Source organism: Acinetobacter sp. YH12132 (assembly GCF_013418645.1).
Classification (GTDB): domain Bacteria; phylum Pseudomonadota; class Gammaproteobacteria; order Pseudomonadales; family Moraxellaceae; genus Acinetobacter; species Acinetobacter indicus.
The window spans coordinates 234,515-250,157 of record NZ_VPBR01000001.1 but is presented as its reverse complement, the minus strand read 5'-3'; the positions used below and the strand labels follow the sequence as shown (position 1 = coordinate 250,157).

Genomic DNA, 15,643 nt, shown 5'->3' with positions numbered 1-15,643 from the left:
AGAAATGACCTAAATCCTGAATAGCGCTACATCTGTTTGAATAGATACAGTACTGATCCCAAACAATTGCCCAGCTTTAGCTATGGGTTTGGATGAAACATGGCAATGGAATAGCGAGAATTATTGAATCTTCAAAATCGATTAGATCCTTTCTTTGCTTAGGCTATTCCATTGAGCCCATTATTTATCTCAGCAAGGTAATCTACTTTAAATTTTTCTTAAGACGCCTACAATATTCAGCATCTCGAAATTATCCTGATCGGTGTCCAGGGTATGTGACTTAATTTGCACCTGAATATGATCATTCACCTGAAAATGCCTTAACGGAAAACAGTGCTCATTGGCACTATAGGCGCCCGAACTCGGACTGTCCGACAGCAATTGGGTAATACTTAAACGCAGGTCATTTTTTCTGGAGATGGAAATTTTATCCTGATTGGCATACTGGCTCTGAATACCCTTGCCATACAACTGGATACAGAGCTGGTTATACTGTTTTTGCAGTGCCTGCGTATACTGAAAACCATCACTCCAGACCAGTCCTTGTGGCGCGGTCTGAATTCGGGTTTCCGGGTTTTTCACCAGTGAATCATCACCCAGATGAATTAAATGTAGCCCCTGCTGAAACACCACATGCGCTTCGGTTAAAGGCTTGAGCTGAACCAGATGACTATGCTGATCAATATATAAATGCTGGTTCTGATAGGACAGCAACAGGATTTCCGGTTGATAGCCCTCCATCCAGACCGTGCCGGCAATATGATCCGGATAATCATATTCACGAGGCAGATATAAAGTGTAACGGCCATCGGTCTGAGAATGGGTGTAATAGTTGTGTTCGCCCAGCTGCACATAGATTTTGGCTTGGGCGATAGGTTGCCCGCTGGCATCAAATACCTGACCTGAAACTGACCACTTTTCGCCTTGTGACTGCGTACCAGACTGGGACTGGGTTAAACTGGAATGCAGCGGCTGAGCATATCTGACAGATTCCTGAATCTTGGCACTCTCACCACCACAACCGTTCAGCATAATCAAGCTGGTAAAAATAGGAATGACCGTTCGCATCTGCATTTTTGTTATCCACTTTTATAATTATGCTGTTTATTGTACGGTGCCGGGCAAAATCAGCTATCCCCATTTTGGGATGAAACGCCGATAAAAAAGCCACCCGAAGGTGGCTTTTCAAAATAAGGTCAATTAACCAATGAATTTACGTGCGTTACGGAACATACGTAACCATGCACCATCTTCAGTCCATTCTTCAGGTTTCCAAGAATGTTGTACGGCACGGAAGTTACGCTCCGGGTGCGGCATCATAATCGTGGCACGACCATCTTTAGAGGTCACACCAGTAATCCCTTCTGGAGAACCGTTCGGGTTCAGTGGATAGTGCTGGGTCACATTGCCCTGACTGTCGACATAACGCAGGCTGATCTGGTTGCCAGCATTTAATGCGGCAAAGTCTTCAGCGCTGGCAACAGCACGACCTTCACCATGCGCAACCGCGATTGGCAAAATTGAACCTTCCATGCCATCAAACAGAATCGAGTTTGATTTTTCTACACGCACGTTCACAGTACGCGCTTCAAACACTTCAGAGGTATTGCGATGGAAACGTGGCCAATGCTCTGCACCCGGAATCAGTGGTGCTAGTTGTGACAGCATTTGACAGCCGTTACAGATACCCACACTGAAAGTTTCTTGACGGTTAAAGAATTTCTCGAACTGATCACGCAGTTTGGCATTAAACAGCACCGATTTTGCCCAGCCACCGCCGGCACCTAAAACGTCACCGTAAGAGAAACCGCCACAGGTGACCAGACCTTCAAAGTCATCCAGGCTGATACGACCGGCCAGCAGATCACTCATGTGTACGTCAACGGTGTTGAAACCGACTTTATCAAACGCAGCCGCCATTTCAACATGACCGTTAACCCCCTGCTCACGCAGAATCGCCATGTTTGGACGACGGGTGTTGATGTACGGTGCTTCAACCGGCTCGTTCAGGTCATAAGTTGGCTGCGCGATAATCCCCTGATGGGCTTTATCTGCAATTAAGGCAAATTCCTGATCAGCATTTTCAACGTTGTCACGTAAACGCTGGATCTGATAAGACACTTCTGCCCATGCCTGTTGCAGGTCAGTACGTTCCAGCACCAAACCGTTTACCGCCAACTGGTCAGAATTGTTGACTGTACCGACAACCGCAATTGCATCTTTCAATGTCGACGCTGCAACTTCAGCTTGTAATGCTTCCCAATCTGCTTTGGTAATTTGCAGCACAGCACCAATTTCTTCAGCAAACAGGCTTGCAGTCGATTGATCTTCCAGTGCCACACCCAAGCGTGACGCAAACATCATCTCTGCAACAGTAGCCAATAAACCACCATCACCGATGTCGTGGTAGGCTTTAATCAGGCCACGGTTGTTCCAGTCTTGTACCAATGCGAAGAAGGCTTTGAAGTCATCGAAGCTGTCGACATCTGGTGTCACTGAACCAATCGCTTTGTACACTTGCGCCAGGATCGAACCACCCAGACGGAATTGGCCTTTAGACAGGTCGATACGTACCAGTACAGATTCAAGATTTTTCAGTTCTGGTGTTAATGTCTTACGCACATCAGTCACAGGTGCAAATGCAGTGATCACGCCTGACATTGGCGAAGTGACAGATTTGTCTTCACCTTCGTCATTCCAAGTCGTACGCATAGACAGTGAGTCTTTACCAACAGGAATGGCAATGCCCAGTGCTGGACACATTTCCATACCAATCGCTTTTACGCCTTCGAACAGTGCCTGATCTTCACCTTTTTGTCCTGCTGCTGCCATCCAGTTCGCAGACAGTTTAATATCGCCAATCTGGTCAATTTTTGCAGACATCAGATTGCTGATCGCTTCAGCCACCGCTAAACGTGCAGACGCTGCCGGGTTCAATAATGCCACTGGTGGACGTTCACCCATGGCCATCGCTTCACCGGTATAACCCACCAGGCTTGTGGTTGTTACTGCAGCATCCGCTACAGGCACTTGCCATGGGCCAACCATCTGGTCACGTGCCACCATACCGGTAATCGAACGGTCACCAATGGTGATCAGGAACGATTTAGAGGCAACGGTCGGGTTTTTCAGGACACGGTAAATCGCATCTTTCAGATCTGTCACTTGAGCTGCATCAAAATCATCGCCTTTACGCTCGATGCTTTCATATGAACGGCTCATACGTGGTGTACCGCCCAGCATCACCTGCATTGGCATATCCACTGGCTTGTTGCCAAAAAGTGGATCTTCAACGGTTAAATGACGCGCTTCAGTCGCTTCACCCAGTACCGCAAACGGACAACGTTCACGCGCACAGATCGATTCAAACAACGCTAGAGATTCTGGACGGATTGCCAGTACATAACGCTCTTGTGCTTCGTTAGACCAGATTTCCATTGGCGACATGCCTGGCTCAAGCGATGGAATCTTACGTAAATCCAGTACCGCACCGAGCTCATGATCGTTGACCAGTTCTGGCATTGCGTTTGAAATACCGCCCGCACCAACGTCATGCACCGATACGATTGGGTTTTCATCTTCCATGCGCCAGCAGGTATCAATTACTTCCTGGCAACGGCGTTCCATTTCCGGGTTTTCACGTTGTACAGAAGCGAAGTCCAGGCTCTCCCCCATGGTACCGCTGTCTACAGAAGACGCTGCACCACCACCTAAACCGATCAGCATGGCTGGACCACCAAGCACGATGAGTAGATCGCCCGGTTGAATTGCATCTTTTTCGACATGATCCGGACGGATGTTCCCGTAACCACCGGCAATCATAATTGGCTTATGGAAGCCTTTGACTTCGCCATTGACATTTTGTTCAAAGGTACGGAAGTAACCATTTAAGGCAGGACGACCAAATTCGTTGTTAAATGCTGCACCACCGAGTGGGCCTTCAATCATGATTTGCAGCGGAGAGGCCATACGCGATGGCTTGCCGTAGTTATCTTCCCATGGCTGTTCAAAGCCTGGAATGTTCAGGTTCGATGTGGTGAAACCGGTTAAACCTGCTTTTGGCTTACCACCACGACCGGTTGCACCTTCATCACGGATTTCACCGCCTGAACCGGTTGCCGCACCAGCAAATGGAGCAATTGCGGTTGGGTGGTTATGGGTTTCCACCTTCATCAGGATGTGAGCCGCCTGGCTCTTGTATTTATAAACGTATTGACCGTTTTCTTCTTGCGTTGGGTAGAAACGCTGGGTATCAAAACCTACAATCACCGAGGCGTTGTCTTTATATGCTGACAATACATCTGTTGGTGATTCTTTATAGGTGTTCTTGATCATCTGGAACAAAGACAACGGCTGAACTTCGCCATCAATGGTCCATTCTGAACCGAAGATTTTATGACGGCAGTGCTCAGAGTTGGCTTGCGCAAACATCATCAGTTCGATGTCGTTCGGGTTACGGCCCAGTTTGGTGAAAGCTTCAGTCAGATAATCAATTTCATCTTCAGACAGTGCAAAACCAAATTCATTGTTGGCTTTAACCAGTGCTTCTTTGCCCTGACCCAGAATATCAATCGAGTTTAACGGTTTTGGTGCGGTTTCCACGAACAGTGCGGCTGCATCTGCAATGTCAGTAAACACGCTTTCGGTCATGCGGTCATGCAAGATCTGTAATGCTTCTTTAGAAAGCGCTTTTACACCTTTTAGGGTAAACAGCAATCCGCGCTCCATACGGTGCACTGGAATATTACAGTTGGCAAAAATATCCGTCGCTTTGGATGACCACGGCGAAATGGTACCGACACGTGGAGTCACTAAAATTTGGACTTCGTCACTGGCAGGCTGACGTAATTCAAAAGATGCGCCATCATTTAACAGCTCTAAAGCTGATTGTTGCTGCTGCTCGTTGAGCGCTTGGTCAAACAGATAGATCCATTGGCTATCGAAAGATTGAACAGAACTAATTGACGATAAACGTGATAATAGTTGAGTTTTCTTAAAAGAAGAATGTGCAGGTGCACCGGCCACGATAAACATGCTGATTTTGGCTCCACGGGCAGATCTTTTGGACCTCGCCACAATGTGACTTGAAGAGAGCGCATATTCTACTGTGAAATGAGCCAATCAGCTAGAGAGGAAACAAGAATACTCGTACTAAAATATTTGATATTTTTAAAATAATACTTTTATTATCAGGCAAAAGAATTGAATTTAGCCGAAAATCTTAACATAAATTGTAATAGAAAAATTAATTTTTTTTTAAGAATAGTTCTACTCAGGAAAATTGTCTTATTTTTCAACAGTTCTATAAGCATGATGAAAGCTAGTCCTAGATTGTCTGAATAGCCTGCTGCAGCACCAGAAATTAAATTTTTTGTACGAATTAATCATCCTGAAAGCTGAGTACTCATATCCACCCGAAGAGAGCGTTGCTGTCATCCGCTCAGGATCCCTTTGGTCTTTGCCTTTGTGAACCTTGAACCCTGAGACTTCACCCTCTTAGATGGGATTTTTACGTTCAATATTTCTATTATTTTTCGTCCTGTATTCTCTTGAGTTTAACTTGATTTATTCACCTAAAAGAAAGAATGAAAATATGCAAATCCAACCCTTATAATCTCATACCACGAATATTTCACAAGAGTTTTTTCCATTATGTATTTCACTTCCTAATATCAGGGATAATCTAGTAGATAATATATAGATATTCTCAAGGAAAAAGCCCTATATAAATATCCACCCTAAAATTATCATTGCATCTATTTGATAAATGATTACTTACCTTTCATAAAAAAACTTGTCAATAATATGAAGAAATAACATTTAAAATAAATTTCATCCAATTCATTCTACAAGAATTGGTTTAAAATATAAGCTTTGACCAACAAGTAAAAATCGAAAAAATATGAATTTTTAATTTTTGTTACTTTTTTTAACATTTTAAATTAACGCAAACTTCAACAAGTTTTAATCCAATCTATAAATTACTGTAATCCCTAAAAAAAATATTCATATATTTGACCCTGCAAAATCATAGTTTTTTATCTAAAAATCACCCCTATATCAGCAAAAAACCTTACTTCCCACTGACTTCATCAGTAAATTTGATGGTTTTATGTTAAGCTCTAGCTCAATTGCTGAGGCAAGGTCCATTTTTGGACTCACCTACGTACATCTTTTTATGCTGTGGATCAAATATATGCTGTGGATCAAATATCGGCTAGATATTTAAACACCAGATTTCTCATTTTCTGCAGCTTTATGCTCTGCCTGTTTTAGAGCCTTAGTCCGTCACCAAAAGATTTGTTTTTTAAAATAAAGGTGCCTCGCTTAAGGAGTAATTATGTTTCAATTCACTAGTACAACCACTGTACTATTGATGGTGCTTTTTTACGGCATTACCTTTGTACTGTCGTTACGTATTAAACAAAAAAATGAAAATGTCGATGGCTATATGGTCTCGAATGGTTCTATTGGCTTTGGTATGTCTGCGGCCAGCATGACCGCAACTTGGATTTGGGCAGCGTCATTCTATGCAGCTGCCTCTTCAGGTTATAAATACGGCGTTTCCGGTGCCTTGCACTACGGCCTCTGGGGCGCGCTGATGATTTTGTTTATTTATCCTTTTGGTAAGCGCTTTCGTGAGTTGGCACCCAATGCACATACGCTGGCAGAAATTATGCATGCCCGCCATGGCAACCAGAGCCAGATGATTTTGGCAGGTTCCAATATTGTGGGAAGTGTCATCAGTTTGATGGTGAATTTTACTGCAGCAGGTGCCTTGGTCGAAATTTTATCTCCCCTAAGCTTTGTACATGGCGTCTTGATCACCGGGATTGGTGTGCTGTCTTATACCCTCTGGTCTGGCTTCCGTTCCTCTGTATTTACCGATTTTGGCCAGCTGGTGGCGATGATCGTGGCGGCGGTGATCATTATCCCAACGCTGTTCTTCACTTTGGGCGGACCGTCCCTGTTTCAAACGGGTATTCACAACCTGCAGCCTGAACAGCTCGATTTCTTCTCTAAAACTGCATTTCTAGAACAAGGTGCGCCTTTCTTCGTCGCAGTCCTGGCGTATGCCATCGGTAACCAGACCATTGCCCAGCGTTTATTTGCGGTACGGGAAGACTTGATTAAACCCAGTTTTATTACGGCGACGATTGGTTATGCCGCGATTGTGATCGGGTTGGGGATGCTCGGCTTACTGGCCTTGTTTGCCGGAATTCAACCGATTGATGGCAACTTGAATAACCTGATTCCACAAATGGCAGCGACGTATCTCTCTCCATTTATGGTGGCCCTGTTATTTATCATGGTGATCGGTGCGCTGTCTTCAACGGCTGACTCGGATCTGTCTGCGTTATCTGCGATTGTGATGACTGACATTTATGGAAAACAGATTGCCAAAAACCAACCTAATCCCAAGAAAATGCTGTTTATTGGTCGTATAACCATGATTGTCGCCACCATGCTTGGGATCATTATCGCCACTTTAAAATTTGACATTTTATCAATGCTGATTTTTGTGGGTGCACTTTGGGGGTCTATTGTATTTCCGGTAATTGTCAGCCTGTATTGGGACAAAGTGAATTCTCGTGCCTTTAACTGGTCGGTCGGGCTCGCCTTCGTCAGCTTCCTGATTGTCCGTTTTGAATGGATTCCAATCCAGGGCTTGATTGCGCTTGGCTTTGAGCTACTTGCAACCCTGGGTATTGGTGTGGTGCTGGGTCTGATGACCTTTGGTTTCTTCGGCAAAAAAGTCGGTTTGGTGGTGGGTATCTTGGCCAGTATTGGCTTCATGCCATGGACCATCGGCTTCTTGCGTGAATACGGCACCTTATTAAGTTCACTGACTGCTTATGGCAGTAGTGCTCTGGTCTGTACTGTTCTGACCTTGGTCTACAGTAAAGAACGATTTGATTTTAAACAAATCAACAAGATGGTGATTGAATTTCACCAGCTATCTGAGAAAAGTAAATAAGGAGATTTCAGATGACTAGTCAATTATTGACCCTATATGTACTTTTTTGGCCGTTGATCGCAAGCCTGGTCTTGTTCACAATTTGCTTGAATGTCTATAAAGATGCACAACAAGCCAAGGAAACTGGTGAAGGGCTGGTGTAATTTTAACTCTTCATGAAAAAGCAGGCTCATTTGGCCTGTTTTTTATGGCCGTTTCATATTGTTTGAATCACTTGTCTATATTGAGGAGCAAGATTTTTTCTGCTTTTCATTCCCATGACAATTCATGTCGCCTCACTCTAGTACTGGGCTTGGTTTTTTGGCATGATGCAAAGCAGTAAATAATTGAATAATGATAAATGACACAGATGCGTTGGTTAGAACTGCTTTCGACAGTTCGGATTGGTAGTAAAAAGCAAAGTACTGAACAGGCGCGTAGCCCGTTTCATAAAGATTATGACCGTATTATTTTCTCGCAGAGTTTCCGGCAGCTGAACCGCAAAACCCAGGTCCATCCGCTTACCCAACATGATGGTATTCATACCCGCCTGACCCATTCGCTGGAAGTGTCCTGTATTGGCCGTTCACTGGGGATGCTGGCAGCAGAAAAAATCAAGGATCAACTGCCTCCGTGGATTACCCCGGCCGATGTCGGCGCGATTATTCAGGCTGCCTGTCTGGCGCATGATATTGGCAATCCGCCTTTTGGTCATGCCGGTGAATATGCCATTCGTGAATGGTTTGATGATGCCTCGCATACCGACTTTTTAAAGGACCTAAGTCCGGAACAGGAAGCCGATGTACGCCAGTTTGAAGGCAATGCCCAAGGCCTGCGCCTGCTGACCAAAATTGACTATCATCCGCATGATGGCGGCATGCGTCTGACCTATGCCACCTTGGGTGCCTATTTAAAATATCCGTGGCTGTCGAAAACCATGGCCTCGCAGGGCAATCGTCCGGCCAGTCAGCGCGCCAAATTCGGTTGCTATCAGGCAGAAAAAGACATTCTGAAACAGATTGCCGAACAGCTCGGCCTGATTGAAATCGGACCTTATCGTTATTGCCGCCATCCGCTGACCTATTTACTCGAAGCCGCAGATGACATCTGCTATGCGCTGATTGATCTGGAAGATGGCATTATCCTGAACATGCTCAGCTATGATGAAGTCGAGCCGATTTTCCTGAACCTGATTGGCGATTATGGCATGCCGGAAGAACTGTCTTTGGACAGCACCACCTGGCAGCAGAAAATTGCCGCGCTACGTGGCCGGGTGATGAAACGTCTGGTCGATGAAGTCACCAGTGCCTTTGCCAAGCAGCATGACCAAATTCTTTCGGGCCAGCTGAAAGGGACCTTACTGCAATATTGCTCGGCCGATATTGAAATTGGCATTAACCGGGCCAAAGAACTGGCGCGTGATAAAATTTTTGAACATCCGCAAAAAGCCGGTCTGGAAATTATTGCCCATCAGAGCCTGCAAAGTATTCTGGATGCCTTTATTCCGCTGACCACACCGCATAAAACCTTAAGCTTTAAAGAGCAGCGGCTGATGGCGATTTTGCAGCGTTCCGGTGCCCATTTTGGTCCAGATCACTATGACAATATCATGCAGGTGCTGGATATTATCTCAAAATTCTCGGATCATCAGGCGTATAACCTGGCGCAGGAATTACAAGGCAATAAAGCCGGATTCTTTTAAGTACAGCCTGCCGTTTTGGGAGAACCTCCAAAACTGCTTTATACTTTTGCGCGTGCTGACATTGCTTGTGCAACACCCCGGCCCATCGGCTGTATATCGCAGAGCATCACAGAAAAGTGGATGACTTCAAGATGCAGACGACAGGCTCGGAACTGAAAAATTTAACCGAATAGAAGTGAATAAACCGAATGATTGGATGTCTGATTGGTGAGGTGTTTGCCCTCGAAGCCCCTACGGTCTTATTAAATGTCAATGGTGTGGGCTATGAAGTCGATACACCGCTGTCTACATTTTGCCAATTACAAAAAGGCCAGAAAGTCACCTTATGGACCCATTTAGCAGTCCGTGAAGATGCACAACTGCTATATGGTTTTCTGGATGCGCAGGAAAAAACCATTTTCCGTACTTTATTAAAGGTCAACGGGGTTGGTCCAAAAATGGCACTCGGCATTCTGTCGACTTTAAGCGTCGATATGCTGATTCACACGGTTGAACATGAAGATGTGAATACCTTGGTCAAAGTACCGGGTGTCGGCAAAAAAACCGCTGAACGACTGATGATTGAACTGCGTGACCGCTTTAAAGCCATGGCTGCCGGCAATACGCCAAGCAACACCAGCAGCGCACAAATCCAGTTTATGGGCAACTCTGCCGTGGCCGAAGCCGAAGCAGCTTTACAATCTTTAGGTTATAAACCGGCTGAAGCACAGAAACTGGTTAGTGCTGCCAAAGGCGACTTCACCGAAGCCAGCGACATTATCCGGGCAGCATTAAAGTCGATGAACAAATAGATAGCTCTATCTTGCCTCAAGGCCAGCATGAGATACGCGAAAATGTCATTCGCAACTGTTTGAGGCAGGAAGCATTTGCACAAAAATGTTTCTGCGATATAGTCGAGACGAATCATCTTTTGACGAGTTTTGCGAATGACGATGGTTTTGCTTACTTTTTGCCGAATGAGAAATATATTTCGCAAGGTAAGGCCAACCACAGGTTATTCCCGAAATTTAATTTTCTTGGAACATCCGTCAAAAAGCGCTTTTGACGTCTGACCCATTAAACTGTATTTACCTGAAGTTTACATAATATATGCAAGACCGTCTTATCAGTGGTTCTGAAAAACCCGAAGATCAAATTGATCGCGCCATCCGCCCCACCTCCCTCGATGACTACATCGGTCAACCGGTGGTGCGTGAACAAATGGAAATCTTTATTGGTGCAGCGCGCGGCCGCGGCGAAGCCCTCGATCACACCCTGATTTTCGGCCCACCGGGCTTAGGTAAAACCACCCTGGCCAATATTATTGCCCGTGAAATGGGCGGCAACCTGAAATCGACTTCGGGGCCTGTGCTGGAACGTGCCGGTGACTTGGCAGCCATGCTGACCAACCTTGAAGAAGGTGATGTACTGTTTATTGATGAAATTCATCGCCTGTCACCAGTGATTGAAGAAATCCTCTATCCGGCGATGGAAGATTACCAGCTGGACATCATGATTGGTGAAGGCCCGGCAGCGCGTTCGATCAAACTGGACTTGCCGGCATTTACTCTGGTCGCCGCCACCACGCGGGCCGGTCTGCTCACTTCGCCGCTGCGTGACCGTTTCGGGATTGTGCAGCGTTTAGAATTCTACTCGGTGGAAGATCTGACCCATATCGTAAAACGTTCTGCCAGTTTAATGGATGTCCCGATGACCGAAGAAGGCGCGGCAGAAATTGCCCGCCGTTCCCGCGGCACACCGCGTATTGCCAACCGCTTGTTGCGCCGGGTACGTGACTATGCCCAGGTCAAAGGCACCGGCGAAGTCACCCATGCAATGGCCCAGCGCGCTCTGGATATGCTCAATGTCGATAAAGATGGCCTGGACACCTTAGACCGTCGCTATCTGTCAATGTTACTGGAACGTTTTGATGGCGGACCTGCCGGGGTTGAAGCACTGGCCGCAGCCATGGCGGAAGATTCAGGCACCTTGGAAGATGTGATTGAGCCTTATCTGATTCAGCAAGGTTATGTGATGCGTACCGCACGTGGCCGGATTGCCACCAATATGGCTTATTTACAGTTTGGCATGACCCCGCCGGAACCCAAATAACAACCATCCCGGACCTTCATTGCCTGTGAGGTAATGAAGGTCTTTGATAAATAACAACTTGAATACATACTCGAACAACAATAATGATGACCGAACAACAACTAATTCAACACCTTCAGCAGCATTTTGATGAGCTGATAGAGCAATTGCAGCCAATCCGCCCCCTACCTTATGGCAAACCATTCCAGTTTTTCAGTGAATCTGAACTGAACTATCTGAACCAGCTTTTGCAAGGCGATCTCAGTCACTGGCTGAGCTTCGATTTTAAAAATGAACGCGGCAAAATCATTGATGCAGATCAAGCTGGCATTGAACAGATCGACCTGCATCGGCATGGGCACTGGTCTATCGACGCCATCCATTTTGATCAGCTATGCGCCATCCACTGGATTAGCCTGTATTTTTCCGAAGAACTTAAACCCTTTATTGAAACCTATACCCAACCATCCACTTCAGTAAAACCGAAACAGAAGCTTGCCCTGATTCTGACGTTACTGGCCGTGCTGGGCGGAATTGGTAGTTATCTGCTGCAAGACGCTGTAGGAATTGTCTTATCTGTGGCGGCATTCTTTCTTAGTATGATCTGGTATGGCTTACTCCAGCTACGACAATATTTTGCCAATAAACAGCCGCAGCAGTTTGAGCGAACTTTCGTGATCAGCAGCTATTTTGCCTTGCATCTACGTGATTATGCGGTGGAACGGCTGTACCTCAGTCATCCGGACAGTGCCTAAAACCGCACTGGCAACAGTGCTATCAAAATTGCCAATGACCAAGCACAGGCGGCATGGCAAAAAAAGGCATAAATCACGTGTCAATTCACCTAATTCAACCTGTACCGAACGATAAATATCCAATCTCGGCTCTACATTCTTTATACCTTTGCCACTGGATTTGACACCTTGTGCCATAGGAGCAAAAAGTCATTATGCTAAACTGCAAAGCCAACCCAGTCGGGCATTTGACAGAACCTCAGACAACTTCAATCCAGTTCTGTACGGCCCTTCCAGACCAAAACTGAAAATTGTAATGGAACAGTATCATGGCGAATAAATTTGAATTTCAAATTCGTATCTATATGGAAGACACCGATGCAGGCGGGATTGTATACCATGCCAATCATATTCGTTTCATGGAGCGCACCCGGACCGAATGGCTGCGTGCTTCCGGCGTCGATCATTATTGGCATCAAAACGACTATAACTTTGTCGTGCATAAAATTAATGTCAAATATATGCGTCCAATCTTAATGGATGATCTGATTACTGTTACAGCAAGTGTTGTTTCGTGTAAAGCAACGTCATTTGTATTGCAACAAAATATTTATCGTGGTGAAATCATGCTTGCTTCTGGTGAGGTGGAATTGGCATGTTTAAGTTCTGAAATGCGTCCACGTCGCCTTCCGGATGAAATTCGTGGCCTGATTCTAAAAGAGCTAGGACAGGACCAAGACTAAAAACTTATGGCACTACGTAACTATGGCAACACAATTAGAATCATCTCTACAAGTCTCTGATCTTATTTTGCAGGCAAGCCCTGTGGTACAACTGGTCATGTTGGTGCTGTTACTGGCCTCCTTGTATAGTTGGTATCTGATCGCCAAGTTACATCTCAGTTATAAAAAAGCCCAGGCTGATGATGATCATTTCCAGAAAATCTTCTGGTCTGGTGCTGAATTAAATACGCTATATAACAACGCCCAACTCAATTCCAAACGCACCGGCCTGGAAGATATTTTCTATCAGGGTCTGGGTGAATTTCTCAAATTGAAAAAACGTCATGCCCCGACTGCACAAAGTCTGGAAGGTACCGAACGTATTTTACGTGTCGGTTTAAGCCGTGACCAAGGCCAACTTGAACAAGGCTTAGGCGCGCTGGCCAGCATTGGCTCTGTGGCACCGTATATTGGTTTATTTGGAACCGTGTGGGGCATTATGAATGCCTTTATTGGCCTGGCCGATGTCGATCAGGTAACACTGGCTACCGTTGCACCGGGGATTGCCGAAGCGCTGATTGCCACCGCAATTGGTTTATTTGCCGCAATTCCAGCAGTCCTGGCCTTTAACCATTACACCGCCAAAGGTGAAAGCCTCTATTCAGACCGTGCCTTGTTTGCTGAAGAAATGGTGGCCTTATTACAACGTCAGTCTTTGGGTTCAGCACGGGAACATGACTAATGGCCATTCAACGTTCCGGACGCTTCGAGCGTATTAAAAAGCCCTTAAAAAGTGATATGAACGTGGTGCCTTACATCGACGTGATGTTGGTGCTGCTGGTCATTTTTATGGTCACTGCCCCAATGATTACCAGCGGCATCAATGTCGATTTGCCGCAGGCCAATGGCAATCCGATTGAATCCAAAGATGCGCCAGCTGTGGTCAGTCTGGACAAAGACGGCCAGTATTTTCTGAAATACAAAGCCCAAAACTCCAGTCAGCCGCTAACACTCAGTGAACTGACTGCCGTATTAAGTGAAGCACAGCAACAGGCGCAAGCAGAAAATAAAGAACTGCATGTGGTGATTGAAGGTGAAAAATCTCGTGCGTATGGCGAAGTCATGGCCCTGATGAGCAGCCTTCAGGACGCCGGTTTAACTCAAGTTGGCTTACTGACTGAGCCATTAAAGTAAATGATGAAAAGATTGCAAAAACCACCGTTTCAGCAAAAAGCACTGGCCATTGGCTTCACGCTCGGCGTGCATGTCATTGCCGTGGTGGGTTTACTTTATCTGGGCATGAGCCAGCCACCGGAGCCACCCAAACAGATTCGGACCGTGCTGATTAAACCGGAAGATTTACCCCCAGTTACTCGTGAAGAAACCGAGTTTGCTGAGACCGCACATAAAAATGTAGCAGCCGAGATTCAGCAAACCGCGACTCCGGTTGAAGACGCTCCGGTAATTCCGGTCGCACCACCAGCTGTGCCTCAGCCAGAACCGGCCAAAGCACAACCAAGCAATACTGCCGCACAGCAACAGGCCGAACAGCAAAAACGCCTAGAGGCTCGTGCGCAGGCGGAAGCAGAAAAATTACAGGCACAACAGGCCCAGCGCGCCAAGGCTGAAGCTGAACGTAAAGCCCAAGCCGCTGAAAAAGCCAAGGCCACTGCACAGGCCAAAGCCGAGGCAGAAGCCAAACGCCGCAGCGAAGCTGAAGCCCTGCGTAAGGCAGAAGCAGCAGAAAAAGCCAAACTTGATGCACGTCGTAAGGCGGAAGCGGAAGCCAAACGTAAAGCCGAAGCGGCAGATAAGGCCAAGGCGGATGCGGCAGCCAAGGCGAAGGCAGATGCAGAGGCGAAACGCAAAGCCGATGCTGAAGCCAAACGCAAAGCCGAGGCTGCGAATAAGGCCAAAGCAGAAGCAGCAGCCAAAGCCAAGGCTGAAGCGGAGGCCAAACGCAAAGCCGAAGCAGCTGAAAAAGCCAAAGCCGATGCAGCTGCGAAAGCAAAAGCGGATGCAGAGGCCAAAGCCCGCGCTGAAGCAGAAGCCAAAGCTTCGGCGGCCAAACAGGCGGCTGAAGAAGCGGCACAAAAGAAAGCTGAAGCCAAACGGATTGCCTCTACAGCCAAACGCGATTTTGAAAACAAGATCCGTCGGGCCTGGGATATTCCGGTCGGCTCTTCTGGCAAAACTGCCACGGCACGGGTTACGCTGACCGACAGCGGTTCGGTAGCCTCGGTGATTGTGAACTCCAGTGATCCGGACATGAAAGCCAGTGTCGAGGCCGCGGTACGTGCCGCTGCACCCTATCCAATGCCTTCGGACCCGGATGCACGCCGTGAAGCACGCAGTTTTACCTCCAGCTTTACTGCCAAATAAGCTGACTCGCCATCCTGTCAAAAGCCGGGATGGCCTGTTATTTTTCAGTTACACTGCACAACAAGCGACAAAATTT

Annotated in this window: 12 protein-coding genes; 10 read left to right on the top strand and 2 right to left on the bottom strand. The window is 46.5% G+C overall.

Annotated features, from left to right (window positions below; translation table 11 throughout):
* Positions 1-207 precede the first annotated feature (207 nt).
* Positions 208-1,074, bottom strand: a complete 867-nt coding sequence (locus tag FTU67_RS01150; RefSeq protein ID WP_168391092.1) for a carboxypeptidase regulatory-like domain-containing protein — start codon at positions 1,072-1,074, stop codon at positions 208-210.
* A 126-nt stretch (positions 1,075-1,200) separates the two neighbouring features.
* Positions 1,201-5,034 carry a phosphoribosylformylglycinamidine synthase gene (gene purL, locus FTU67_RS01145; RefSeq protein WP_168389677.1) on the bottom strand — a complete coding sequence of 1,278 codons (3,834 nt, stop codon included), beginning with the start codon at positions 5,032-5,034 and terminating at the stop codon, positions 1,201-1,203.
* Positions 5,035-6,340: 1,306 nt separating this feature from the next.
* Here purL and FTU67_RS01140 point away from each other — a divergent pair.
* The 10 genes from FTU67_RS01140 to tolA all read left to right on the top strand — a co-directional run bounded on the left by FTU67_RS01140 (position 6,341) and on the right by tolA (position 15,567).
* Positions 6,341-7,978, top strand: coding sequence for a sodium:solute symporter family protein (locus FTU67_RS01140; RefSeq protein WP_005176615.1), 1,638 nt, complete (start codon positions 6,341-6,343; stop codon positions 7,976-7,978).
* 11 nt (positions 7,979-7,989) lie between these two features.
* Positions 7,990-8,121, top strand: a complete 132-nt coding sequence (locus tag FTU67_RS14140; protein WP_005176614.1) for a putative transporter small subunit — start codon at positions 7,990-7,992, stop codon at positions 8,119-8,121.
* Between the two features lie 197 nt (positions 8,122-8,318).
* Positions 8,319-9,659, top strand: coding sequence for a deoxyguanosinetriphosphate triphosphohydrolase (locus FTU67_RS01135; RefSeq protein ID WP_005176613.1), 1,341 nt, complete (start codon positions 8,319-8,321; stop codon positions 9,657-9,659).
* 188 nt (positions 9,660-9,847) lie between these two features.
* Positions 9,848-10,450 carry a Holliday junction branch migration protein RuvA gene (gene ruvA, locus FTU67_RS01130; RefSeq protein WP_180036433.1) on the top strand — a complete coding sequence of 201 codons (603 nt, stop codon included), beginning with the start codon at positions 9,848-9,850 and terminating at the stop codon, positions 10,448-10,450.
* 298 nt (positions 10,451-10,748) lie between these two features.
* Positions 10,749-11,750 (top strand): Holliday junction branch migration DNA helicase RuvB, encoded by a 1,002-nt coding sequence (gene ruvB, locus FTU67_RS01125; RefSeq protein WP_005176611.1) that lies wholly within the window; start codon positions 10,749-10,751, stop codon positions 11,748-11,750.
* A gap of 83 nt (positions 11,751-11,833) precedes the next feature.
* Positions 11,834-12,484, top strand: coding sequence for a hypothetical protein (locus tag FTU67_RS01120; protein ID WP_180006699.1), 651 nt, complete (start codon positions 11,834-11,836; stop codon positions 12,482-12,484).
* 308 nt (positions 12,485-12,792) lie between these two features.
* A complete protein-coding gene (gene ybgC, locus FTU67_RS01115) occupies positions 12,793-13,206 on the top strand; it encodes a tol-pal system-associated acyl-CoA thioesterase (RefSeq protein ID WP_005176609.1) in 414 nt (137 codons plus the stop codon).
* Positions 13,207-13,228: 22 nt separating this feature from the next.
* Entirely contained in the window at positions 13,229-13,927 is a 699-nt protein-coding gene (gene tolQ / locus FTU67_RS01110; protein ID WP_005176608.1) for a protein TolQ, read from the top strand.
* The gene (gene tolR, locus FTU67_RS01105) at positions 13,927-14,379 is read left to right on the top strand and encodes a protein TolR (RefSeq protein ID WP_005176606.1); all 453 of its coding nucleotides are present in this window, start codon (positions 13,927-13,929) and stop codon (positions 14,377-14,379) included. The genes tolQ and tolR overlap by 1 nt, the downstream gene beginning before the upstream one ends.
* Before the next feature lie 3 nt (positions 14,380-14,382).
* A complete protein-coding gene (gene tolA, locus FTU67_RS01100) occupies positions 14,383-15,567 on the top strand; it encodes a cell envelope integrity protein TolA (protein WP_168408364.1) in 1,185 nt (394 codons plus the stop codon).
* Positions 15,568-15,643: the final 76 nt, after the last annotated feature.

Coding starts and splice junctions, on each gene's coding strand:
- FTU67_RS01135 (WP_005176613.1), top strand. CDS start 8,319: ATGACACAGATGCGTTGGTTAGAACTGCTTTCGACAGTTCGGATTGGT.
- tolQ (WP_005176608.1), top strand. CDS start 13,229: ATGGCAACACAATTAGAATCATCTCTACAAGTCTCTGATCTTATTTTG.
- purL (WP_168389677.1), bottom strand. CDS start 5,034: ATGTTTATCGTGGCCGGTGCACCTGCACATTCTTCTTTTAAGAAAACT.
- ruvA (WP_180036433.1), top strand. CDS start 9,848: ATGATTGGATGTCTGATTGGTGAGGTGTTTGCCCTCGAAGCCCCTACG.
- ruvB (WP_005176611.1), top strand. CDS start 10,749: ATGCAAGACCGTCTTATCAGTGGTTCTGAAAAACCCGAAGATCAAATT.
- FTU67_RS01140 (WP_005176615.1), top strand. CDS start 6,341: ATGTTTCAATTCACTAGTACAACCACTGTACTATTGATGGTGCTTTTT.
- ybgC (WP_005176609.1), top strand. CDS start 12,793: ATGGCGAATAAATTTGAATTTCAAATTCGTATCTATATGGAAGACACC.
- tolA (WP_168408364.1), top strand. CDS start 14,383: ATGAAAAGATTGCAAAAACCACCGTTTCAGCAAAAAGCACTGGCCATT.
- tolR (WP_005176606.1), top strand. CDS start 13,927: ATGGCCATTCAACGTTCCGGACGCTTCGAGCGTATTAAAAAGCCCTTA.
- FTU67_RS01120 (WP_180006699.1), top strand. CDS start 11,834: ATGATGACCGAACAACAACTAATTCAACACCTTCAGCAGCATTTTGAT.
- FTU67_RS14140 (WP_005176614.1), top strand. CDS start 7,990: ATGACTAGTCAATTATTGACCCTATATGTACTTTTTTGGCCGTTGATC.
- FTU67_RS01150 (WP_168391092.1), bottom strand. CDS start 1,074: ATGCAGATGCGAACGGTCATTCCTATTTTTACCAGCTTGATTATGCTG.